This is a genomic window from Nitrosospira sp. Is2 (assembly GCF_033095785.1).
GTDB lineage: Bacteria > Pseudomonadota > Gammaproteobacteria > Burkholderiales > Nitrosomonadaceae > Nitrosospira.
Window position 1 is genome coordinate 3223576 of sequence record NZ_CP137134.1, and the last position, 23689, is coordinate 3247264.

General features: G+C 57.7%; 23 protein-coding genes. 21 read left to right on the forward strand and 2 right to left on the reverse strand.

Annotated features, from left to right (window positions below; translation table 11 throughout):
* Window positions 1-49: 49 nt before the first annotated feature.
* Window positions 50-3124 carry an EAL domain-containing protein gene (locus R5L00_RS14125; RefSeq protein WP_317652438.1) on the reverse strand — a complete coding sequence of 1025 codons (3075 nt, stop codon included), beginning with the start codon at window positions 3122-3124 and terminating at the stop codon, window positions 50-52.
* 575 nt (window positions 3125-3699) lie between these two features.
* Between R5L00_RS14125 and R5L00_RS14130 the strand changes: the two genes are divergently transcribed.
* The 7 genes from R5L00_RS14130 to R5L00_RS14160 all read left to right on the forward strand — a co-directional run bounded on the left by R5L00_RS14130 (window position 3700) and on the right by R5L00_RS14160 (window position 9831).
* Window positions 3700-4860, forward strand: coding sequence for a flagellin (locus tag R5L00_RS14130; protein WP_317652439.1), 1161 nt, complete (start codon window positions 3700-3702; stop codon window positions 4858-4860).
* A 103-nt stretch (window positions 4861-4963) separates the two neighbouring features.
* Window positions 4964-5308, forward strand: coding sequence for a flagellar protein FlaG (locus R5L00_RS14135; RefSeq protein ID WP_317652440.1), 345 nt, complete (start codon window positions 4964-4966; stop codon window positions 5306-5308).
* A gap of 129 nt (window positions 5309-5437) precedes the next feature.
* Window positions 5438-7447, forward strand: coding sequence for a flagellar filament capping protein FliD (fliD, locus tag R5L00_RS14140; RefSeq protein ID WP_317652441.1), 2010 nt, complete (start codon window positions 5438-5440; stop codon window positions 7445-7447).
* 15 nt (window positions 7448-7462) lie between these two features.
* Window positions 7463-7927 carry a flagellar export chaperone FliS gene (fliS, locus tag R5L00_RS14145; RefSeq protein WP_317652442.1) on the forward strand — a complete coding sequence of 155 codons (465 nt, stop codon included), beginning with the start codon at window positions 7463-7465 and terminating at the stop codon, window positions 7925-7927.
* Entirely contained in the window at window positions 7924-8271 is a 348-nt protein-coding gene (locus tag R5L00_RS14150; RefSeq protein WP_317652443.1) for a flagellar protein FliT, read from the forward strand. Before fliS ends, R5L00_RS14150 begins: the two co-directional genes overlap by 4 nt.
* Window positions 8272-8459: 188 nt before the next feature.
* Window positions 8460-9530 (forward strand): flagellar hook-length control protein FliK, encoded by a 1071-nt coding sequence (locus R5L00_RS14155; RefSeq protein WP_317652444.1) that lies wholly within the window; start codon window positions 8460-8462, stop codon window positions 9528-9530.
* Entirely contained in the window at window positions 9508-9831 is a 324-nt protein-coding gene (locus R5L00_RS14160; RefSeq protein ID WP_107693191.1) for an EscU/YscU/HrcU family type III secretion system export apparatus switch protein, read from the forward strand. The genes R5L00_RS14155 and R5L00_RS14160 overlap by 23 nt, the downstream gene beginning before the upstream one ends.
* 179 nt (window positions 9832-10010) lie before the next feature.
* Here R5L00_RS14160 and fliE read toward each other — a convergent pair whose 3' ends face one another.
* Entirely contained in the window at window positions 10011-10349 is a 339-nt protein-coding gene (fliE, locus tag R5L00_RS14165) for a flagellar hook-basal body complex protein FliE (RefSeq protein ID WP_107693190.1), read from the reverse strand.
* Window positions 10350-10566: 217 nt separating this feature from the next.
* Here fliE and fliF point away from each other — a divergent pair, with 217 nt between their 5' ends.
* From fliF to R5L00_RS14235, 14 genes are all read left to right on the forward strand, one after another.
* Window positions 10567-12273, forward strand: coding sequence for a flagellar basal-body MS-ring/collar protein FliF (gene fliF, locus R5L00_RS14170; protein ID WP_317652445.1), 1707 nt, complete (start codon window positions 10567-10569; stop codon window positions 12271-12273).
* Window positions 12266-13264, forward strand: a complete 999-nt coding sequence (gene fliG, locus R5L00_RS14175) for a flagellar motor switch protein FliG (RefSeq protein WP_107693188.1) — start codon at window positions 12266-12268, stop codon at window positions 13262-13264. Before fliF ends, fliG begins: the two co-directional genes overlap by 8 nt.
* Window positions 13265-13310: 46 nt before the next feature.
* Entirely contained in the window at window positions 13311-14024 is a 714-nt protein-coding gene (locus tag R5L00_RS14180; protein WP_107693187.1) for a flagellar assembly protein FliH, read from the forward strand.
* Window positions 14002-15438 (forward strand): flagellar protein export ATPase FliI, encoded by a 1437-nt coding sequence (gene fliI / locus R5L00_RS14185; protein ID WP_375136118.1) that lies wholly within the window; start codon window positions 14002-14004, stop codon window positions 15436-15438. The genes R5L00_RS14180 and fliI overlap by 23 nt, the downstream gene beginning before the upstream one ends.
* Before the next feature lie 13 nt (window positions 15439-15451).
* Window positions 15452-15898 carry a flagellar export protein FliJ gene (gene fliJ, locus R5L00_RS14190; RefSeq protein WP_107693185.1) on the forward strand — a complete coding sequence of 149 codons (447 nt, stop codon included), beginning with the start codon at window positions 15452-15454 and terminating at the stop codon, window positions 15896-15898.
* Between the two features lie 121 nt (window positions 15899-16019).
* Complete coding sequence (locus tag R5L00_RS14195) at window positions 16020-17534, forward strand: flagellar hook-length control protein FliK (RefSeq protein WP_317652446.1); 1515 nt, start codon at window positions 16020-16022, stop codon at window positions 17532-17534.
* 121 nt (window positions 17535-17655) lie between these two features.
* Entirely contained in the window at window positions 17656-18144 is a 489-nt protein-coding gene (gene fliL, locus R5L00_RS14200; RefSeq protein WP_107693183.1) for a flagellar basal body-associated protein FliL, read from the forward strand.
* Between the two features lie 4 nt (window positions 18145-18148).
* Complete coding sequence (gene fliM, locus R5L00_RS14205; RefSeq protein WP_107693182.1) at window positions 18149-19126, forward strand: flagellar motor switch protein FliM; 978 nt, start codon at window positions 18149-18151, stop codon at window positions 19124-19126.
* Window positions 19123-19572, forward strand: a complete 450-nt coding sequence (fliN, locus tag R5L00_RS14210; RefSeq protein ID WP_107693181.1) for a flagellar motor switch protein FliN — start codon at window positions 19123-19125, stop codon at window positions 19570-19572. The genes fliM and fliN overlap by 4 nt, the downstream gene beginning before the upstream one ends.
* Window positions 19573-19669: 97 nt before the next feature.
* The gene (gene fliO, locus R5L00_RS14215; RefSeq protein ID WP_317652447.1) at window positions 19670-20185 is read left to right on the forward strand and encodes a flagellar biosynthetic protein FliO; all 516 of its coding nucleotides are present in this window, start codon (window positions 19670-19672) and stop codon (window positions 20183-20185) included.
* Window positions 20186-20219: 34 nt separating this feature from the next.
* Window positions 20220-20945, forward strand: a complete 726-nt coding sequence (fliP, locus tag R5L00_RS14220) for a flagellar type III secretion system pore protein FliP (protein WP_107693489.1) — start codon at window positions 20220-20222, stop codon at window positions 20943-20945.
* A 58-nt stretch (window positions 20946-21003) separates the two neighbouring features.
* Entirely contained in the window at window positions 21004-21273 is a 270-nt protein-coding gene (gene fliQ / locus R5L00_RS14225) for a flagellar biosynthesis protein FliQ (RefSeq protein ID WP_107693180.1), read from the forward strand.
* Window positions 21274-21327: 54 nt separating this feature from the next.
* Window positions 21328-22134, forward strand: coding sequence for a flagellar biosynthetic protein FliR (gene fliR, locus R5L00_RS14230; protein ID WP_317652448.1), 807 nt, complete (start codon window positions 21328-21330; stop codon window positions 22132-22134).
* Between the two features lie 316 nt (window positions 22135-22450).
* Window positions 22451-23542, forward strand: a complete 1092-nt coding sequence (locus tag R5L00_RS14235; RefSeq protein WP_317652449.1) for a hypothetical protein — start codon at window positions 22451-22453, stop codon at window positions 23540-23542.
* The last annotated feature ends 147 nt before the right edge of the window (window positions 23543-23689 follow it).

Genomic DNA, 23689 nt, shown 5'->3' on the forward strand with positions numbered 1-23689 from the left:
TTTTATACTGTGAAAGCCGGCGCGGTTGGTCGTACTTATATTATTGTCATCATCTTTTCCGCATCAATTCCGTGAACTGAGCTGAGGGCAGCGGCGGGCTTGCCAGGAACCCCTGGTACATGCTGCAGCCGTGCCGTGCGAGATAATTCCTCTGTGCCTCCGTTTCCACTCCTTCGGCAATCACCTTGAGTCCCATGCTTTTCGCAAGAATGATGATGGCGCGAACGATGGTCGCGTCATGAGGATTCGTAAGCAGTTCTCTAACGAAGGATTGGTCGATTTTTACCCAGTCCAATGGGAGGCGTTTCAGATAGTAAAGCGAGGAATAACCGGTGCCAAAGTCGTCCAATGCAAAACCGACGCCCACGGCTTTCAGTGCGGTCATTTTTGCAATCGTGTCTTCAATATTGCGCACCAGCAAGCTTTCGGTAAGCTCGAGCTTAAGTTTTCGGGGATTGGCGCCGGTGCGCGCCAGCGTCTCAAGTATTTGGGGGACAAAGTCCGGCTGGCGGAACTGGAGCGGGCTCACGTTCACCGCGAGATCAAGTTGCGCCATCTCCGGTTCCCCCGCCCATGCCGCCAGCTGCGCGCATGCGCTGTCCAGTATCCAGCTACCCAGGGGAAGAATCAGCCCCGTTTCTTCGGCGTGGGAAATAAAGTCGGCTGGCGATATCAGACCGCGCCGCGGGTGCTGCCAGCGCACCAACGCTTCGGCACCCACCACACGACGCCCTTTTACCTGGGGCTGAAAGTGAAGAACGAACTCATTCCGCTCCCAGCTTTTGTGCAGGTCTGATTCCAGAACAACGCGGTCATTGATCGCCGACTGCATATCCGGCGTAAAGAGGCATGCAGAATTACGCCCCGCCGCCTTGGCTTGATACATCGCGAGGTCGGCCTGCTTAAGCAGCTCATCCATTGCGGCCGATTGATCATTGAAGACTGCAATACCGATGCTCGGGGTGGTGTTATGGTTATGACCTCGTAAAGTAAAAGGTTTCCGGAAAGCCGCAACAATTCTGTCGCAGATTGCGCGTATCTGCGCAACGGCTTCCTCCGGTTGGGGGCTAAACCCACCCACCAGTATAATAATGAACTCATCTCCTCCCAGGCGGGCCACCGTGTCGCTGTCGCGCACACAAGAAATAAGACGAGGCGCAACCTGCTGCAGCAACAGATCACCGACGTCATGACCGAGGGTATCGTTGAGTAACTTGAAATTATCCAGATCGATAAACAGCAGCGCACCAGTCTGGTGCTTGCGCCCGCTGATCGCCAGCGCCTGCTTGAGCCGGTCCAGCAGGAGCTGCCTGTTCGGCAGGCCGGTCAAGGAGTCGTAGAACGCGAGATGGTGAATCTCCTTTTCCGCCATCTTGCGCGCCGAAATGTCGGTATTGATCGAAAGAATGCGCTGAGGCCCCTCCTCATCGTCTCGCACCAACGTCCAATGCACCTCTGCGGTTAAGGGACTTCCATCCTTGTGGCGTTGCACTATTTCCCCATTCCACTCCCCGTCACGCAGTACCTGCTGGAACGCTTCCCTGAAGGGAATGGGATCGTCATATATGACCTCCTCGACGGAGCGACCGATCACCTCGTCCGAGGTCCACCCATAAAGCCGCTGGGCGCCCTGGTTCCAGAACTGGATGCGGTGGTCGACACCCCGAACGATGATGGCGTCATTGGCCTTATCGAGCAATGAGGCCTGCTGGCGAATGTGCTTATCAGCTTCGCGGCGCATCTTTTCAGCTCGTTTCCTTTCGGTAACGTCGCGGAAATAAACCGCGAGACCCTCCACGGAGGGATAGGCGCGAACTTCGAACCATCCATCGAGCGGTGCGTAGAACTCCTCGAAGCTCACCGTACAGTTTTCGATCAGGGCCCGATGAAATTCGCGATAAAAAGGGCCGGCAATCGCTTGCGGGAATTCTTTCCAAATGTTCTTCCCGAGAAGCTCATCGGACGACAGGCGCAGCAGCCTTTGCGCTTCATTGTTCAGGTAGGTAAAACGCCATTCCCGGTCGAGCGTATAAAAAGCGTCAGTAATGCTTTCCAGTATGCGTTGAGTCCGAAGCGTTGCAATGGAAAGATCTTTTACGGCGGCCTGCTGTTCGTTAATTGCAGACGCCAGCTCTACATTTGTCCTGGCGAGGGCCGTCGTTTTTTCCTTATTGGAGGAAAGCATGAAGACAACCACGGCCGTTAGAATGCTGACCAGAATTCCGCCAAACAGTATGAATTCGGATTCGGAACTGCTTACCGATTGTTCGAAGCCCGGACGGGAGCTGGCCTCAATGGTCCATATTTGACCGTATAAAGATACCGGGACTGTCCTCGTGTATTGAGGGAACGACGAATGCTCAAGCCGGTGCTTGCCGCTGTCGAAAAGCAAGGCATCCGGGGTAGTTGAGGCGCCATCAAAGATTTTGAAGCCAAGGTCGTCCAATTTCGTGCGAAGGACAGCGTTTATAAAGTCGTCCATACGAAACGGCGCATACACGTATCCAACAAGGGATGAGCGTCGTCGATCAAGTGTTTCCGGGATCCCTCCTGGGCCGTAGTACGGGATATACATAAGAATACCCGCCTGGACATCCTCGCTGGTTTCCTGGACAAGCTTGACCTTGCCTGACAGAGCGGCGGCTCCAGAGTCTCGCGCGCGAGACATGGCCGCTCGCCGCACCGGGTTTGAGAACATGTCATAACCCAGGGCGCGCCGGTTTGTTGCGTTAAACGGTTCGATGTAGACGATCGCGGTGTAATCGTCCCGGGGTGCCCGGGGGATGTCGGGCCAGATTTTGTAAGCGGGAAACCCGTCTGCACGTAGTGAGGCGATGTGTTTCGCCATTTCGGCTGGGCGTATATATTGAGAGAAACCAACGCCGTGGATACCGGGGTAACTTTCATCAAGTCTTAACGACTCGACATATATGCGCCATTCATTGCGCGTGACGGAATCCGAAGCAAGCATAAGCCCAACGCCTCCCTTCAACACCTGTTCATATCCCGCAAAATAATGCTTGACCTGGCCCACAGCTTCGGCCAACGCCGCATCAAATTGATAATGTGCGTTTTGCTCCTGCAAGCTTTTTACAACCGACCAGCTTGCAATCGTGATTGACAAGAAAACGCAAAAGGTGAGGGCGGCTATTGCCGCGCGGGAGGGAGCGTAGTAGAAGGGCAGCTTACGGTTGCTGGTATTAATTTGAGTCTCGGGAATGAATTCCGGCGACGGGAAGGCGGGGACTATCGCCTTTCCGTTATAACCCCTGAAAGGAGCAGATAAGGAGGTGCTGAATATGGCGGATGGAAACGGACCTCATCGAACTTTCCCGATTTTAACAAAATAGCAAACTATCTTTTTTCCCGGCAATGGCGCCTATTTTCTTCCTTTCGGAAGGCGTCAATATGAAGATTAGGGCCGGACATTGAACGTTAATCCTCGCATTGCGCCTCCTTCCCGGAGACTATCCTTGTACCCGCAGTCACAACACCCGGTTCGTCGTCCAATTCCCTCTCCCTGCAACCAACCTGGGGGAGGGCGGGTATTGCCAAAAAAACTTGACTAACTATTAAATTTGTTTACCACGGCACCGTTATTAGGTTCAACAGCGGTTGATCAGCCTCGACAAATGGGGCGGACCAAAGTTGAATCCAGACGGTTTAACCCAATAAAACATTAGTCAAGGAGATCCTCAAATGGCTGCAATCATCAATACCAATGTCATTTCATTGAACGCGCAACGCAATCTTAACAGTTCGCAGAATTCCCTCGCGACCACCTTGCAGCGCCTGTCTTCGGGTTTGCGCATCAACAGCGCCAAGGACGACGCCGCCGGCCTGGCAATTTCCGAGCGGATGACTTCCCAGATCCGCGGTCTCAACCAGGCGGTGCGAAATGCCAACGATGGCATATCGATGTCGCAAACTGCCGAGGGCGCCCTGGGAGAAGTTGGCAATAACCTTCAGCGTATCCGCGAACTGGCCGTGCAATCACGTAACGCAAGCAACAGCGCCAGCGACCGTACCGCGCTTAACAATGAAGTACAGCAGCTCAAATCGGAAATTGACCGGGTTGCGTCTACTACCGCGTTCAACGGCATCAAGTTGCTCGACGGCACGTTCACCAACCAGTCATTTCAGGTCGGCGCGAATGTGGGCGAGACGATCGACATCACCAGCCTGGTCGACGCGCAGAGCACTTCCATGGGTTCGACTACCAGCACGACCGCAAATGTTGCAGGTGTCGCAGCCACCGCGTTCACCGCGATCACTGCCGGCGACCTGACGATCAATGGCACCAGCGTCGGTGCCGTGGCAGCCGGTAGCAACGCTCTCACTCAGGGCGCCAACATTGCAGCGGCCATCAACACGGTTTCGAATACGACGGGCGTAACAGCGACAGCGAATGCAACTACCGGTGCCGTGTCTTTGACCAATATTTCAGGCACCAATACTGTGGTCGCTTTCGCCGGTGCTACCGCCAGTACCGCGATCACCGGATTGACCGCTGCCACTACCACGGCAACGACAGCTACCGTCGTTGGTTTTGCAGGCGTGGACATCAGCTCCAAGTGGGGCGCGGATGTAGCCATCGCTTCAATGGATTCTGCGATGAGCGCATTGAATGCCGCTCGCGCCGATCTGGGCGCATATCAAAACCGCTTCTCCTCGGCAATTTCGAACCTGCAAACGACGGCCGAGAATTTGACTTCTTCCCGCAGCCGCATCGTCGATGCTGATTTTGCTGCTGAAACCGCAGCGCTGTCCCGCAACCAGGTGCTACAACAGGCCGGAACGGCAATGCTGGCCCAAGCCAATGCGCTTCCGCAAAGCGTGTTATCGCTGCTACGCGGCTAAGGGAACGGGGGTACGCCGGCTTCGGCTGACGGCTTTAAATTGAAGGGATGGGAATCCGAAGCGTGCTTCGGGTTCCCGCCGTACTTGGTCAAGGAAATCCGCAATGGGAATCGAACAGCTCGCAGCGGTAAACCTAGCGGTCATGGGGGTAAAGCCCGCCTCAACCGCAACGGTAAGTGCCGGCCCGGCCCGGCAACCAGAGCAAGCGCAAAACCGGGAGGAGCCGTTAGTGGCGGCTGCCGCGGCCGCAGCCGCGACACCGGGTGTCGCGCGGGCGGAAGCAAATTCGATGGAATTCAGCCTGGATTCGGACAGTGGCAGGGTGGTGGTCAAGATCATAGATAGCGCAACCCAGGAAGTGGTGAGGCAGATTCCCATGGAGGAGATGCTCGCCCTCGCCAAAGCGCTCGACAAGTTTCAAGGGTTGCTTTTACATACGAAGGCGTAGGCCTTTGAAGAAGTTCCTCCGCCGAATCGGCGTGGAACTTCTTCAAAGGCAGTTTCGCAGTGAGCGCAGTGCCTGATCCGGTTCTGCGCTTGGCAGGAAGTAAATGAATTACGGGACGGGAGACAGACAATGGCGATCACCGCAGCCGGCGCAGGCTCGAATCTGGATGTGAACGGAATAGTAACTCAGCTGATGGCAGTTGAACGCCAGCCGCTCGCTCTCCTGCAACGGCGTGAAGCAGATTACCAGGCGAAGCTTTCGGCTTTCGGCACACTGAAAGGCGCTTTATCCGCCTTTCAGACCTCGATGCAAGGGTTCGCCGACGCCGGCAAATTTCAGTCGATTACCGCAGGTGCCGCCGATACGTCGATTCTGACTGCGACGGCTAATGGCGGTGGGAAGGCGGGCGCCGGCAGCTACGCCGTTGAAGTGCAGCAGCTCGCGCAACAGCAAAAAATCCGCTCGGAAGGGTTTGCCAGTCCCTTGAGCGCAGTTGGCAGCGGCACGCTGACTATCCAGTATGGGGATTACGATAGCGGCCTGAACGCTTTTACCCTGAACAGCGCAAAGCCGGCACAGACGATCGTCATCGATCCCTCCAACAATACGCTTTCCGGCGTACGCGACGCTATCAATGGAGCCAATATCGGCGTCAGCGCAACGATCATCAACGATGGCACCAGCAATAAACTGGTACTGACATCCAAGGATAGTGGAGAAGCGAGCAGCCTGAAGATAACCGTCGCAGATGATGACGGCAGTAATGGCGATGCAGCCGGCCTGTCGCAGCTTGCGTACGATCCGGCTGCCGGCGCAGGTGCGGGCAAAAACCTGACCCAGGTGCAGGCCGCGCAGGACGCCAAGCTCCGAATTGATGGGATCGATATTGCCAAGCCATCCAACACTATTAATGATGCGATCGAAGGCCTGACGCTCAATCTGCTCAAAAGCAATATCGGCAGCCCGACCGCATTGACGGTGGGCCGTGATACTGCAGGTGTGAAGGGAACGGTGGAGGCGTTCGTCAAGGCGGTGAATACCGTGTACCAGGCACTATCGGATCTCAGTGCGTATAACTCAACGTCCAAGAAGGGTGCGATTTTGCAGGGCGATTCCGCGGCGATGTCGATTCAACGCGGGATACGCGCCGCGTTGACGGCAGAGGTAGGCACCGCGGGCAACTTCACCTCGCTCTCGGATATCGGCGTCGCTTTCCAGAAGGATGGCACGCTGGCGCTCGATGCGACCAAGCTGCAAAAGGCTCTGGATTCCGGTTTCGACGGTATCGCGGGGTTGTTCACGATGGGCGCGAAATCCTCGGATAGCCTGATCACGTATAACGGTGCCACCGACAAGACAGCAGCCGGAAATTATGCCGTTGCAGTTACACAGCTGGCAACGCGAGCCAGTCTTACCGGAAGCCAGGCGGCGGGGCTGACGATCACCGCCGGTGTCAACGATCAGTTGAATGCCAACATTGATGGAGTAGCGGCCAGTATTACCCTGGCGGCCGGGACCTACCCCTCCGCGGATGCGCTTGCGGCGGAGGTGCAAAGCAAGCTGATTGGCTCGGCTGGCCTTGCGGCAGAGGGGGTTTCGGTCGCGGTTTCCCAGGCTGCCGGCGTACTCAGTATTACTTCGGCCCGCTACGGTTCCGCATCGGGCATTACGCTCGCAGGCGGGAATGGCTCAGCCAATTTGTTTGGGGGTAGTCCGATAGCCGCCCCGGGGCTTGACGTGGCAGGTTCCATCAATGGCGTAGCTGCCACGGGAACCGGACAGGTTCTCGCGGCTGCGGCTGGGGCAGTCACGGAAGGTCTTCGCCTGACAGTCAACGGCGGTGCGCTCGGCGCCCGCGGGACAGTTGAGTTCTCCCGCGGCTATGCGGAACGCTTAAGCACGCTCGCAGGCGATTTACTTGCCACGGATGGCGTTATCGCCAGCCGGGTCGATGGGCTCAACGCCAGTATCAAGGACATCGACCGCCGCCAGGACAATTTTAACAGCCGCCTGAGCATGGTCGAGGCGCGTTACCGCGCGCAGTTCACCGCGCTGGACACCATGCTTAGCAGCTTGAGCCAGACCAGCCAGTTTCTCCAGCAGCAACTGGCCGCTCTGCCGAGTCTCAACCAGAACTAATCAAGGAGTCACCGTATGTATACAGCATCCCGTCAGGGCATCAACGCTTATGCCCGCGTTGGTCTTGAGACCGGTGTAATCGCCGCTTCCCCCCACAGGCTTATCCTCATGCTGTTCGAGGGGGCCCGCATCGCGCTGTCTTCCGCTCTTGTCCATATGAGAAGCGGAGAAACCGTTGCCAAGGGAGAGTCCATTTCCAAGGCCATATCCATAATCACGTCGGGTTTACAGGCGAGTCTGGATATCGACGCCGGAGGCGAGCTGGCGCAGCATTTAAATGCGCTCTATGACTACATGAGTCGCCGCCTGCTGCTTGCCAATCTCCATAACAAGCCAGAATACGTGGAGGAAGTCGCCCGTCTGCTAGCCGAATTGAATGATGCATGGGCAGCCATCGGCACATCTAATGGGGGTGAGCAGGCATCGGTTGCCGCAGGTCCGGTTCCCGAGCCCGCGGGCTCGAAAGGTGCAAAGGCATGACGATCATGACCAGCCTGCAAGCCATTGCCGCGTTCGAATCTATTTCGACCTTTACCGGAGAGATGACTGAAGCCGCACGGGCCGGTGAATGGGACAGACTGGCCGCGCTGGAACGCCGCTGCGCCGCCGTGGTGGCAACGTTGAAAGCGGCGCCCCCCATTCAACTTTCGCCCGAAATGCAACGCCAGAAGGTCGAGTTGATTCAGAAGATACTGGCTGACGATGCCGAGATACGGAGACATACGGAGCCCTGGATGAAAAAAGTGCAAACGTTCCTCGGCAGCGCGGGAATGACCCGCCGTTTGCGCCAGGCGTACGACCCCGGCACGTTGGGTAGCGTCTAGCTCCCTCGCTTTGCAGCAGCGATGTAACGGAATCGCGGCACTCCCCGGGATGGGGAAGAGGCGCGACCGATCATCTTTCATTAGATCGATAACCGCCGGCAGGAAGTCTCCCCTTCGAGAAATCCGCCTGCCTCAGGCCCACGTTGACCGAGGCCAGGCAGCACATAAAAGACAAGAGATCCAGAGAATTGGATACATCTGCGCCGACCGCGCTAAACGCGATTACTGCAATCCAGCCTGGCAAGGCGTTGGTCCACCGGGATGCCGGCGAGGCTTTTTTTGCAGAACTGACGCCGGGTCATCGGTTGCGGGCAACGGTACAGAACCTTCTGCCCAATGGCGAATTTGTGGTGATGCTGGGCGCTTTTGCTGGAAGGGATGGGCACGAGGTGCAGGTGAAACTTCCCGCCGGTTTTCGCCCCGGCGACATGATCAACCTGATCTTTGTTTCTCGCGAGCCGCGGCCGGCTTTCATGCTGGCGCCCGACGTTCCGCAACCCGCGGGTAATTCAGCGTCGTTAAGCGGGACCGGCCGCTTCATCCACGATCTGATGCAACACCCGCCGCTTCCAGGCAGTTCAACCGCTTTGTCGAGCACCGTTCCGCTGCTGGCAGCTCCACCTAGCGATGCGGCCCAGCTATTGCAACTGGCGCAAGGGCTGGCGCGCGCTATGGCACGCAGCGGCCTCTTCTACGAATCACACCAGGCGCAATGGATCACGGGGAAAAGGCCGCTGGCGGAATTGATGCTTGAGCCTCAGGCACGGCTTGCCCCTCTGCCTGAGCTGCCCTTCGCCAGCAACGGGTCGCCGTTATCGGTGGAAGCGCGCGATCCTTCCGCCAGCCAGAAGGATTCCGTGCGTCTACCGGGTGTTCACCCGGAGGCCGTGGCTTTGGTACGCCAGCAGCTGGAAGTTTTCGAGACCCGTCATATCGGCTGGCAAGGGGAGTTATGGCCAGGCCAGCGCCTCGCGTGGGAGGCAGTCGAGGAAAAGCCGGGAGAATCGGGCGAACGCGATCCGGGTTCCGGTCCTGTCTGGAAAACCCGGCTGAACCTGTCCCTGCCGAACCTGGGACCCATCACAGCCAGCTTGCGACTGGATTCAGGCGGAGTAGACGTGCAGCTTACCGTGAAAGAGCCGGGAACTGCATCAATCATGCGAACTGGGGCCGTGCCGCTGATGCACGGGCTGGAATCCGCCGGCCTCAGACTCGTAAGCATGGGAGTCGACGTGGATGACAAAACACCATCCGCCTGAAATTGCCGTCGCGCTGGCCTACCGCACCGGCGAGTCCGCCCCGCAAGTGGTCGCCAAGGGACGCGGGCTGATTGCGGAAACCATCATCAGCGAGGCGCGAAGCCATGGTGTTTACGTGCACCAATCGCCGGAACTCGTATCCCTGTTGATGCAAGTGGATCTCGATCAGCATATTCCGCCGCAACTCTACCAGGCGATCGCGGAATTGCTCGCATGGTTGTATAAAATGGAAACCAGCGGGGATACGCTGCTTTCCCCACACGATCAGCGGGCCGGCATTCCATTCTATCCGCGGCTCTAATCGGGGTTTGCCCGTTCCGCCCATCTTCCCGCTACCTGAGTGACCTCAATGTTTACGGAGATTTCGCCACTGGCATTCTGCCGGGATGTATGAGGAAAAGAGGTTTCGCTTCAGCAGGACGCGAGGTCGGCGTGGTCCATACCTATACCAAGAGGAAGAGGGATGATGCCAGTTGCCGGTCAGACCGGCATATTCATGATGTCCTGATACGCCGTGACCAGTTTATTACGCACCTGCACAGTATATTGAAAAGATATCGAGGCCTTTTGCAGTGAAATCATCGCATCGGTCAGGTTGGCCTCCGGCGCGCCCAGCTCAAATTCGCGTCCAAGCCTGGCGGCATGCTGCTGCGCATTATTCACCTGATCCAGCGACCGTTTGAGGACTGCGCTGAAATCGACCCCAGCTTCACCCTGATTTTCCTGCAGGCCTGTCGAGGTGCCGGGCGCTTTGCCCGCGGCGAGGGCCGCGCCTGTTCTCAACTGGGCAAGCATCGAATCGATTTTCGATATTTCCATGCGCTCTTATCTATTATTTTTTGGGAGGCATGCAAGATAACATCGAGCAGCGGTGAGCTGATTGCGGAAAAGGGTAAAAAACCCGTTTCTTTTCGCGGCATTGAACTGATGGCGCGGGACGATAATGCCGCGTATCAGCCAGGATGCCGAGCCAACCTTATATGACACACAACTGCCACCACGTCGAGATCCAAAATGAAGCCACGGCGGGCACCTCATGGCGGTAGTCGCGGAAGCGGTCACCGCAAGTAGTGTCCAGGGTCAGGTTCAGAGTTTCCTGGCCCGGATGTCTAGCCAGCAGAAGATGGGGCTGATGCTGGCGGTTTCCGCGATCGTGGCGCTGCTGGCGGGTGGCTGGCTGTGGACGCAGGCGCCTGAGTACAAGGTTCTGTTCAGTAACATATCCGATCGCGACGGAGGGGCAATCATCGCATCCCTCCAGCAAATGAACGTTCCTTACAAATTCGCCGACGGCGGCGGTGCGATCCTGGTGCCGGCCAATCAGGTACACGATATTCGTCTCAAGCTCGCATCGCAAGGCCTGCCCAAGGGAGGACTGGTGGGTTTCGAGCTGATGGAGACCCAGAAGTTCGGGACCAGCCAATTCCTTGAACAGGTTAATTTTCAGAGGGCGCTCGAAGGAGAACTTGCCCGGTCGATTCAGGCGCTGGCTGCTGTCAGCAGCGCTCGGGTTCATCTGGCCATTCCCAAGCAGTCTGTGTTTGTACGCGAACAGCAGCGTCCAAGCGCATCCGTGCTGGTGAACCTCTATCCGGGACGCGCGCTCGAGCCGCAGCAGGTGAATTCGGTCATTCATCTGATATCAAGCAGTGTTCCCAATCTCCCCCTGAAAAATGTCACGGTAGTGGATCAGCACGGCGAGCTGTTAAGCAAGATTGATGACTCAAGCGCGAATACGGGCCTTGACCCGAGCCAGCTGAAGTACGTGCAGGCCCTGGAGCAGAGTTATATCAAACGTATCGAGACGATTCTGATTCCGATCGTGGGGCAGGAGAATGTACGCGCCCAGGTTGCCGCGGATGTCGACTTCTCGCAATCAGAGCAAACGGACGAGATCTACAAGCCGAACCAGAACCCCAATGATTCAGCCGTGCGCAGCCAGCAAACGTCCGAATCCAGCAGTGTGGGCCAGACTGAGGGCGGGGTGCCGGGAGCCGTTTCAAATCAGCCGCCGGAGCCCGCAACCGCGCCGATCACTACCCCGCCGCCCCGCACGGTTCCGCCTCCCAATCCGAACGCGCCCCCTGGTCCGAACACCGCCCAGCCTCCCGTGGAAGCGCCGCCTCCCCCTCCGACGCCATCCACCAGCAACCGCAAGGATGCGACCACGAATTATGAAGTGGACAAGACCATCCAGCATATACGCAAGCCCGTGGGTGGAATAAAAAGGCTGTCGGTAGCGGTGGTGGTCAACTACCGCAAGGTTACGGACCAGACCGAGGGAGGCGGCAGCCAGCCGCTGACCGAGGCGGAAAAGACCCAGATCACTGACTTGGTGAAAGAGGCCATGGGGTACAACCGGGAGCGTGGCGATACCTTGAATGTCGTCAACAGCCCATTCACGGTTACCGGCCCGGAAGCCGTGCCGGAGTTGCCGTTATGGAAACAGCCGGAAATGATTGAGCTTGCCCAGCAGCTCGGGAAGTCGCTGCTTATTGGCGGCCTGGTTTTGTATCTGGTGCTGGGCGTGTTGCGCCCGTCCCTGAAGCGCATGAACCAGCCGCCCCCGCCGCTGCTTGCTGAGTCTGCCGACGATCAGGATGAGCCGCCGATGATGACTATGAAACCGAATCCGCAAATTTCCAAGCATGAGCAAAACCTGGCCGTGGCCCGGCAACTCGCGAAGGATGATCCCAAACTGGTGGCGAGTGTCGTGAAGCAATGGGTGGCCGGCCGTGAATGAGGAAGGCATTCATAAAAGCGCGGTTTTGCTTTTGTCGATAGGCGAGGAACAGGCGGTGCAAGTATTGAAGCACCTGAGTCAACTGGAAGTGCAGAAACTTGGCGCCGCGATGGCCAAAGTCAAAAACCTCAACGTGGGGCAGATCGATGCCGTACTCAGCGATTTTTGCAGCCGCGTGGTAGCGGAGCCGCTTTTTCTGGACCTGGATCCGGAAAGTTATGCGCGCACGGTACTTGAAAGAGCGTTGGGCGAAGACAAGTCCACCGACAACATCAGCCGTATTCTTGAAGGCCAGGATACGAGCGGCATCGAGGGACTCAAATGGGTGGATTCCCAATCCGTGGCGGAGCTCATCAAGGGAGAGCACCCGCAGATAATCGCGACCATCCTGGTGCATCTCGACCGTGCGCAGGCGAGCGATATTCTGGGCTTGCTTGCCGAGCAGTTGCGTAACGATGTGCTGCTGCGCATCGCCACGCTGGAAGGAATTCAACCATCGGCGCTGCGCGAGCTCAATACCGTGCTGACCGACCTGCTGTCCGGCAGCGAAAATATCAACAAAAGCTCCGTAGGGGGCATCCGGACAGCCGCGGAGATCATCAATTTCATGGGCAGCGCGGCTGAGACCGCTGTTCTGGATAATTTGCGCGAATTCGACGCGGAGCTGGCACAGAAAATAATGGACCAGATGATCGTGTTTGAAAACCTGATGGACATCGACGATCGCGGCATCCAGTTGCTGCTGCGCGAGATTCAATCCGACGCGCTGGTCATAGCGCTGAAGGGCGCGGCGTGGGAATTGCGCGAAAAAATATTCAAGAATATGTCGAAACGGGCGTCTGACATGATGCGTGAGGATCTGGAAGCCATGGGGCCGGTCAGGGTGAGTGAGGTCGAGGCCCAGCAGAAGCAGATCCTGCAGGTCGTCAGACGGCTTGCGGACGACGGCCAGCTCGTTTTTGGCGGCAAGAACGAAGAAAGTTATGTGTGAGTAATATTCGCGCTCCGATAAGGAAACCTCTCAAGGGATTGCCCGAATGAGATCGAAGGCCAGCCGCATTATCCCGAAAGGGCAGTTCTCCACTTATCGCCACTGGGAGATGGATGCCTTTGAGCAGCCGTTACCCGCGCCCGTGTCCCCATCTGCACCTACGCCCGACGACCGTCCGGGCGGGCAAGGCGAGGATGAGCACGTCCCGGCTCACGTCACCATGTCCCTGCCTACAGTTGACGAAATCGAACGAATGCATTTGCAGGCGCAGGACGAAGGATATGCGGCGGGATATGAGGCGGGCCGGGAGACGGGCTTGAAGGCGGGCAGGGAGCACGCCGAAGCCGAGGCCATGAAATTGCAAGCCCTGCTCCGCAGCTTCGATCAGGCTCTGGCTGATGCCGATCAGGCGATCGGCCACGATCTGCTTACGCTTGCCCTCACTCTTGCCAAGCAGATGGTGCGCGAGGCGCTACGGATCAAGCCCGAGCTGGTCTGCTCGATTGTGCGCGAATGCCTGCGGCAAGAGCCCGCGTTCAGTCAGCCGGCGCAACTCCTGCTGCATCCTGAAGATGCTGTGCTGGTGCGGGAGCATATGGGCCACGAGCTGAACGATTGCGGGATTTCGGTCGATCCCCAGTTGGAGCGGGGCGGGTGCCGGGTCAAGATCGGCAACGGTCATATCGACGCCGTGATGGCCACACGCTGGAATCTCATTGCCCGGGCATTGGGTCAGCATGATGACTGGCTGGAACGATAAGATGCAAGCGCCGACTCATGCCGAGCAGTGGCGCAGCTTTCTCGGAGGCTGCGGCGACTTGGCGGCGACTACCGCGCCCTTTCAGCTGTCAGGCAGCCTTACCCGGGTAACCGGACTGATCATGGAAGCATCAGGACTTCGCCTCGGGGTGGGTAACGGCTGCACGGTTCTGATGCCCGATGGCAAAAATGTAGAGGCAGAGGTGGTCGGGTTTCATGGCGACCGGCTTTATCTGATGCCGGCGAATGATGTGCGGGGACTGTCACCCGGAGCCAAGGTCATCCCGTGGGATCATGCCGGGGCGTCCCCTGTGCCTGGCGATTCCCGTCAGCGACGCCGCCGGGCTTCGGACCAGGTTAGAAGGTTTCCCGTGGGCGACGGGCTACTGGGCAGGGTAGTCGACGGAGCGGGCCGCCCGCTTGACGGTCTTGGCGCGCTAAAGGCGGAGCATTACGCCCCACTTACGAACCAGCCCATCAACCCGCTCGATCGCGCCCCGATCAGTCAGGTGCTGGATGTAGGCGTGCGCGCCATCAATGCGCTGCTCACCGTTGGAAGAGGTCAGCGCATGGGCCTGTTTGCCGGGTCCGGGGTGGGGAAAAGCGTCCTGCTGGGCATGATGGCGCGCTATACCAGCGCGGACGTGATCGTTGTCGGCCTGATTGGCGAGCGGGGTCGGGAGGTTAAGGATTTCATCGAGCAAATCCTGGGACCCGAAGGATTGGCTCGCTCGGTGGTAGTTGCTGCGCCGGCCGATACCCTGCCCCTGGTACGACTGCAGGGCGCTTCCTACGCGACATCCATTGCGGAATATTTTCGGGATCAGGGCAAGAATGTGCTGCTGATCATGGATTCCCTTACGCGCTACGCAATGGCGCAGCGCGAGATTGCGTTGGCCATCGGCGAACCCCCCGCCACAAAAGGATATCCACCGTCAGTGTTCGCCAGGTTGCCTCAGCTGGTCGAACGGGCAGGGAACGGCCTCAGCGGGAGCGGTTCCATCACTGCTTTCTACACGGTTTTGACTGAGGGGGATGATCAGCAGGATCCCATCGCGGACGCGGCCCGCGCGATCCTGGATGGACATGTGGTGCTTTCGCGCCAGCTGGCGGAAAGCGGCCATTACCCTGCCATCGATATTGAAGCTTCGATTAGCCGAGCCATGACGAGCCTTATCTCCCCGGAGTATTTCGAGCAGGTACGCGGCTTCAAGCAGCTCTATTCGCGTTATCAGCGCTCGCGCGACCTTATCAGTGTGGGCGCATATTCCCCGGGGAGCGATCCTTTGCTCGATCGCGCGATTGCGCTGTATCCCCAACTTGAATTGTTCCTGCAGCAGAGCATGCTGGAACGGGCAGGATATGCGGAGAGTGCCGCCAGACTGGGGGCATTGATCGCCCCCGGCGCCAATTGAGGCGTGACTGGATATGCAAAAAGCTTCCGCCCTGGAAACGTTGATCGAACTGGCGCAGACCCGTACCGACGATGCGGCCCGGCGGCTGGGCGCGCTAAATGCTACGGGCATGGACATGCGGGCAAAGCTGGCGCTGCTGATGCAGTATTCGGACGAGTACCGCGCGCGTTTTCAGACACTGGCACAGCAGGGCCTGGCAGGTTCGGATTTGCGCAACTATTACGAATTCCTCAACAAGCTGGATGACGCAATCGTTCAACAACGGGAAGCGCTGACGCTGATGCACAAACGTGTGGCTGCAGGCGAGACTGACTGGCGGTCGGCCAAACGCGTACTCAACTCATATGATACGCTGGCGCGTCGGCAGACGCGCGTGGAATCAGTGCGTGCCGCGAGACATGAACAGCGCGAAACGGACGAGCACAACGGCAATACTGTCGGTCGCAAGGACCGCAGCTAGGGCCCAATAGAATGAGCGCCGGAGATATCTCGTGACATCACTTTAGGATGACCCGTTTATGAAGCCCTTTGCCTTTTACTTACTAAAACCTGAGTTGCATATACGGGTTCGAGGATAAATCATGCTATATCCGACAATACTAGGTCCAACTGCTCCCGCCGTAGCAAAAAATGGCTCTCTGGCCATGGATCAGGCATCCGGCGGACAGGCGTCCGGAACGACCGGTTTCAGCAATCTGCTCGAAAAGGAAATGGACGCGCAACAAAATTTGCCCGGAAAAGCGACAGGAGCGTCTGGCGAACGGGCGGATGCTGCAAGCGAAGCCAATAAGGCTGGCGAAGCCGACAACGCCAACGGTCTCCCGGCGGGGGAACCTGATATTGGGAAAGATTTTTCCATTGGCAATGTAGAGACTCAAGCCCGGGGAAAAATGCCGTTGGGCGCTGGTGCCGCCAGTACGCAAGCCGACGCGTTGCCCCGTCGCGCTAACCGACCCGCCATGCTCCATCCGGATACCCGGTCGCCATCAGCCGCAGCCGAAACTCCAATTAAAGGACTCGCCGAAGCTCAAAGCAACGAGGGAGCGGTTGCTCGCGGGGTTTTCAAAACCGGAGATCCGGCGCATGCCCACACCCATATTGAAGCACATTCACGTGCTGACCAGCAGATCGATGACCCATCTGTTCTTCCGGGGGGCGCGCCACAGATCGAAATAGCGGCTTCCCCCCCACCGCGCCAGCCGAATGATATTACCGCTATAAATACGGAGCCGGGCGCTGGCGCAGTGGCGGCGGCCGTAGCGGCGGCAGTAGCGACAGATAAAGGACCGTTCGCCGCGAACGGGGGGAAGAAGGATCCTGCGATGGCCGCTGTCGATGGTATTCAGCAAAACCCCGGAAAATCCGCTGAAGCGCCGGGAGTATCAAGGGCGCTCGCTGGGCGCTCGGCCTTCGCGGGAGACAAGCCATTCAGGCTGGATTCAGGTGAGCGACAGGCCGATTTCCGCCAACTGGAACCGGGTGTGCAGTCGTCCACAATGGCTTTGCAAACCGAACCACTGCGGAAACCGCTGGATTTGTCGCAGCTGCCCCCAAATCTGTCCTTCACCCCAGTGGAGATTCCAGTGGGATCCCTGCCTGCCGAGGCAGGCCCCGCATCCGCGGCACCCGCTCCGGCGATCGGATTACCGGGCGATATTGCATCCCTGGAGCCTCGACTCGGCGCTGCCGGCTGGGACAATGCGTTGGGGCAGAAAGTGCTCTGGATGGTTTCCCAGCAGCAGCAGGTGGCGGAATTGAACCTCAACCCACCTGACCTGGGCCCCTTGCAGGTGGTTTTGTCTATTGACAAGGACGAAGCCAACGCAACGTTTGTCTCGCAGCACGCCGATGTTCGCCAGGCACTGGAAGCGGCGCTCCCCAGACTCAGGGAGATGATGGCGGAAAGCGGAATCACCTTAAACAGCGCGACTGTCAGCCATGAAGGCGCGCGGCAGCATAGCGGATTTGAACGGCAGGGCCGCCCCGGCGGAGGGCGCGGCGGCGGAGGCCATGACGCCCGGACGGGTGCATTGGCTGGTACCAGCCGTATCGCGATCGAACCGGGAAGAAGCAGACTGGTGGATACGTTCGCATAGTGTCACCAGCGACTCGAAAGCCTGAATTAGGGAGATGGCAAGTCTTTTACCGTTTGTTTCCCGCACTGCTTAAGGATTGTTCGCCTGATAATCACGCCAACTCTTCGCAACAGGATGCGTCATGGCAAGTAGACCGAACAAACCTGGTAAGGAAACGAACGATGGCAAGGCGGAAAAAAAATCCGGAAAGGCAAAGCTGGTCATTATTATCTCGACGGTGTTGTTACTCGTCGGGGCAGGGGGGGGCGCTGCATGGTATTACGCCCGGGGCAGCAACGCGGCTCCCGTCACGAAGACACCGGTCTTTCTAAGCCTGGAAACGTTTACTGTCAATCTGGAGCCGGAGAACAGCGATCAACATCTCCAGACCAATTTGACCTTGAAGGTTGGGGATGACGAAGCGGTGAACACGATCAAACTTCACATGCCGGAGGTACGCAATCGTGTCTTGTTGCTGCTCTCCAGCAAGACAGCCTCGCAGGTGGCCTCAGTAGAAGGAAAAAGGAAACTCGCCTCCGAGCTGGCCGCCGAGATAAACCAGCCATTCGGCGAGGGAGGCAAGGGCCAGGCGGTTGAAAGCGTGCTTTTCACTTCCTTCGTCATCCAGTAATTCCGTGAGCAACGATTTTTTATCCCAGGAAGAGGTAGACGCCCTGCTCAAAGGCGTGGGTGGCGGGCCGGTTCCAACTCAGCAAAGCGCCCCTTCCTCCGGGTTCCGTCCTTACAATCTGGCGACGCAGGAGCGGATTGTACGTGGACGCATGCCGACGCTCGAAATCATCAACGAGCGCTTCGCGCGTCTCTTGCGCCTGGGCTTGTTCAATTTCATGCGCCGTAGCGCGAACGTCACCGCCGGGCCTGTCAAAGTCATCAAATTCAGCGAGTTCGTTCGGCATCTTACGGTCCCAAGCAATTTGAATCTGGTGCATGTCAAGCCCTTGCGGGGCACGTCGCTTTTTGTATTCGACCCTGTCCTGGTATTCCTGGTCGTCGACAGCCTGTTTGGTGGAGATGGCCGTTTCCAGCCAAAGACGGAGGGCCGCGATTTTACCCAGACTGAGCAACGCATTATCCAGCGCCTGCTTAACCTGGTGTTTGACAGTTACGGCAAGTCCTGGCATCCGGTGTACCCGATCGAATTCGAGTATGTGCGGGCTGAAACGAATACGCAGTTTGCCAACGTCGCGACCCCGAATGAAGTCATCGTCACGACTACTTTCGAGGTCAACTTCGGCTCGGTGGTCGGTGAAATGCATATCTGCATGCCTTACTCCATTCTCGAGCCTATCCGCGACCTGCTGTCCAGCAGCGTTCAGGGCGAGGCGCTGGAAGTGGACAAACGCTGGGTTAGCCGGTTGTCAAAACAGGTGCAATCGGCTGAGGTGACGATGCTGGTCGATCTGACGCATGTTCAAGTCAGACTCGACCAGATACTCAGCATGCAGATCGGTGACATTATTCCGCTGGATATTCCCGACGTTGTGACCGCCAGCGTCGATGGGGTCCCGGTAATGGAGTGCCGCTATGGGATTTCCAATGGCCGATATGCGCTTCGTATGGAAAAGATACTCGCATCGGGGATGCACGAATGAATCCAGACGAGCGTCGTAACCTTTCGAAACGGCCTTTTATAAACAATCCCGAGGAGACAAACGTGTCCGTCAAGGAATCAAAAGTTGCATCCCGTAACGAGCACGGAACTGCCAAAACCGAGCCTGCCGATGCGTCAGCCTCAGTGTTCCAGGAATTAACAAGTCCGCAAAAGGTGCCGGCCCACAACGACATCGACATGATCATGGATATTCCGGTCCAGCTTACCGTGCAATTGGGGCGTACCAAAATCGCTATCAAGAATCTGCTTCAACTGGCGCAAGGTTCGGTCGTGGAACTCGACGGTCTGGCGGGCGAGCCAATGGACGTGCTGGTAAACGGGTACCTGATCGCACAGGGCGAGGTGGTGGTGGTCAATGAGAAGTTCGGCATCCGTCTCACCGATATCATCACGCCGAGTGAGCGCATTCGCAAGTTAAACCGCTAGGGTGTGGAAGGGCCAGAATTTTCCGGGGAGGAGTGCAGCCAAAATTTTCCTTCCCAGTAACGCTTCCCATGCTTTTCTCTCGAACGACCGCAATGAAATGAATTTTTCCTCCTGCACCGGCGCCACGCCCAGCCATCACCGTCGGGTTGCGCAACCAGAAGCTCTTCTGGCTGCCTTAACCACCTGTCTCTTCTATCTTTCCGGTCTGCCGGCGGTTGCCGCGGCCGCCACGGCGGCCACCGCGGCGGACGGCGGCGCATCCGCAACATCGGGGGGCATGCTCCAGGTTATGCTTGGGCTGGGACTGGTGCTCGCGCTTATTGCGGGTTGCGCGTGGCTGCTCCGGCGTTTTGGCGGATTTCAGGCAAGCAGCGCTGGCGCTGTCAAGGTCATCGGCGGTTCGCCCGTGGGTCAGCGCGAGCGCGTGGTGCTGGTGGAGGTGGCCGATACCTGGCTTGTGATCGGCGTTGCACCGGGAAGCGTAACTGCTTTGCATAGCATGCCCAAAGGCGACATCGCGGAGCAAGAGAACAATACCGGGCCGCGCCCGAACTTCTCCCGCTGGCTCAGGCAGGTAAAAGAGAAACGCGATGCCGGGCAGCATATTGGATAAGCGCGCTTTGTTCGCGAGCCGCGCCCTGCCGGGCATGACATTAGCGGCATTGCTGCTCGCCGCTTCGGCGGCCGCGCTGGCGCAAACCGGGTTGCCCGCCTTCACGAGCACACCCGCTCCGGGAGGGGGGCAAAACTACACGATCAGCCTGCAAACGCTGCTGCTGCTCACATCCCTTACTTTTCTGCCGGCGGCGCTGTTGATGATGACGGGCTTCACCCGCATCATTATCGTGTTATCACTATTGCGCCAGGCGATAGGAACCCAGTCGTCACCACCCAACCAGGTGCTGGTGGGCCTGGCGCTGTTTCTTACATTTTTTGTCATGGGTCCCGTGTTCGACAAAATTTACGAGGATGCCTACCAACCATTCGCCGATAACAAGATCACGATGACACAGGCACTGGAAAGGGGAGCCGCACCCCTGAGAGCCTTCATGCTGAAACAAACCCGGGAAGCGGATCTGGCACTGTTTGCAAAACTTGCCGCCATTCCACAGCTTAACGGTCCGGAGGATGTCCCTCTGCGGATACTGGTGCCGGCTTTTGCAACCAGCGAACTGAAAACCGCGTTCCAGATTGGCTTCACGGTATTTATTCCCTTTCTCATTATCGATATGGTGGTGGCCTCCGTGCTGATGTCCATGGGCATGATGATGGTATCCCCTGTTCTGGTGGCGCTGCCGTTCAAGCTCATGCTGTTCGTGCTGGTTGATGGCTGGCATATGCTGATCGGTTCCCTTGCGGAAAGCTTTTATTAGGGGCGGCGCATAAGCCCGGTTATTTACCCGTTAATTTCACCAAACTGAAGAGAAGACAATGACCCCTGAAAGCGTGATGACCCTGGGCCAGAGGGCCATGGAAGTAACCCTGATGATTTCGGCTCCACTGCTGCTGGTTGCGCTGGCTACCGGTTTGCTCATAAGCATCTTTCAAGCCGCGACACAAATCAACGAGATGACATTGTCCTTTATTCCGAAATTGCTGGCACTGTCCGTGACCTTGATCCTGGCCGGGCCATGGATTATTTCCGTGATGGTCGACTACATGCGGGAGATTCTGGAAAGCATTCCGGCGGCGGTGGGCTAGCGGCCGGCCCCCCTGTAATCCGAGGCTTTTCCGGCTGGCTCCCCCATTTTTCACATGATCACCCTCGGCTCCACTGACCTCAATGCCTGGGTAACCGCCTTCCTGTGGCCATTCGCTCGCATTATGGCGTTGTTAGGAGCGGCGCCTGTGCTTGGAAACATGGCGACGCCCACGCGGATAAAGATCGGACTAAGCGTGATGATCGCGCTGATTATAGCGCCCACGATCGGGGCGCTGCCGAAAGTCGAACTGGCATCACCGGAAGGGCTTTTTGTGCTGGGGCAGCAGGTTCTGATTGGTTTGGCGATGGGCTTTGCGATGCGTATCGTGTTTAGCGCCGTCGAGATGGCCGGGGAGATCGCGGGGTTGCAGATGGGCTTGGGTTTTGCCACTTTTTTTTCTAGCGGTAATGATGGCAGCACGCTGGTAATGGGAAAATTTCTTGGCCTGTTGGCGACGCTTACATTCCTGTCACTGGATGGCCATTTGCTCATGCTATCCGTGCTGGCGGAGAGTTTTACCGTTTTCCCCATTTCCGCCGAGCCATTCTCCGGCGGGGGATGGAAAATACTGGCCGATTGGGGAGGCAATATTTTTCTGGCAGGTCTCCAGCTTGCACTTCCGGTGGTGGCGGCATTGTTGATCGCCAACCTGGCGCTTGGCATACTTACTCGCGCTTCCCCCCAGCTCAATGTCTTCGCCATCGGTTTTCCCATCACCCTGTTCGTGGGTATGGTCGCCTTGATGTTGTCGCTCCCCTATTTTGTTCCCGTGATCGAGCGGCTGATCGAAGAGGCGCTTCAAACCATGCTGCAGGTCGCGGCCGCCGCCCGCGCGAATCTCCCCCCGGCCTCGCCGTGAACTGCAGCGCCACGCCACAGCCGGAAAGCCGAAGCCTCAGATAGCTTGTCCAGAGGCGCAACGACGTCGGCCAATTTCCAGAGTCGCGACGCTCGAGGTCTACCGTGACAGCAGACAGCGCATGCCATGCCCGTCGTTCCCTGTTATTTCCCCAACGCGGACAGACTGCCTGTGTATTTTTAGGGAAGAAAAAGTTGGGTGCATGATTGAATTTTTCTGAATTGCTGCTAAAGTAGATGAAAACAAATGAAAATAAACGTCACCTCCCCCTACCTGCCGTGCGCTTTGGCGTCGCCCCGTCCCCATGGAGCCGGATATGCCTGCACTTGACCACTCGACGTTCATTCGGCGCCTCACGGGAAAAAGCATCGACACGCACCAGTTGCGGAGCGCTTACCCGGACCTGGATCTGAGAAGTATCGATGGTAATGGAGTCATCAATGGAACCACGCCGAACCTGGAAAGATTATGGGAGATCATCGACAATTACGACCACGACGGCAACGTCAACACCATCTCCGATCAGGCGGCACTATCCATTGCCGAGTGGCTATTCAGCAATACCGCAAGTCCCGTTGCCTCTGAAGATGGGCGGGTAAACTGGAGGGAACTCGCGGAACACGGCGACAAAAGCATTACCGAAAATAGCAACGCACATAAGACCGCTATTGAAAATACCGGGGTAGGGCTTTATTACGGCGACCATTCCCCGTTTCATGATTCCATATTAAGAGGCGATCACCGCGCCCTGCAAACACAGTTGGATGCCATGAGCCTGGGCAACTGGAGACTGGACTCGTTTGAGCCGGGTTCGGTTATCCTGGAGGATGCGTCGGGGGGGAGCGCTCGTGTCCGCGAAAGCTCGTGTATCGGATGGGTGATTGAAAATGTCAAAGCGGCGTATGAAGGCGCGGGCCTTGGGGCGCGCTTTAATGAAATCAATAGTAGGGTAAAGGAAGCGGACCTGCGCGGAACCGTCCTGTGCGAGGAGTTGCAGAAGGATGGCTGGACGGCGGTGTTTTATTGCCCGCGTCCGGCCGATAATCTTGCCGGGTCCGGGGAGTGGGAAAAACTGGGGGCCCTCAACATGGCGAAGGCTGGGGCCCGGGTGTGGAAATCGCCGGTGCCGGGATCCACAGGGGTCCGCTGCGACGCTGTGATCGCCGGGTACCGCGACGTGCAGCCGGACGACAGGACGGCTGCTCTGTTGGAGAAGCTGGAGAGGGTGCCTTTTTTTGTGGGCGTTGCAAACGGTGGGATTCACACCTTTGTGGGACACAGGGGGAGCGTGTGCGATTTCCATTGGACGGCGCAGCCAGATGACAAGGACGCGATGACCGAGAACCCCATCCGCCAATGGAAATGGGACACGGGACTTTATATGGTGCCGCCCGGGTACTGGGCATAGCGCCCGGTCCCCCGTCTTCTTTCCTTCTCGTCTGGGGCCTTCGTGCATTCAAGGTTACGCATCCTTGCGCACTTCATCCTCTGTCTTATCCATTGCCTGCATCGGCTGGGGGCTCTTAGTTGATTTCAATGGTCTTGCAATAGTCTT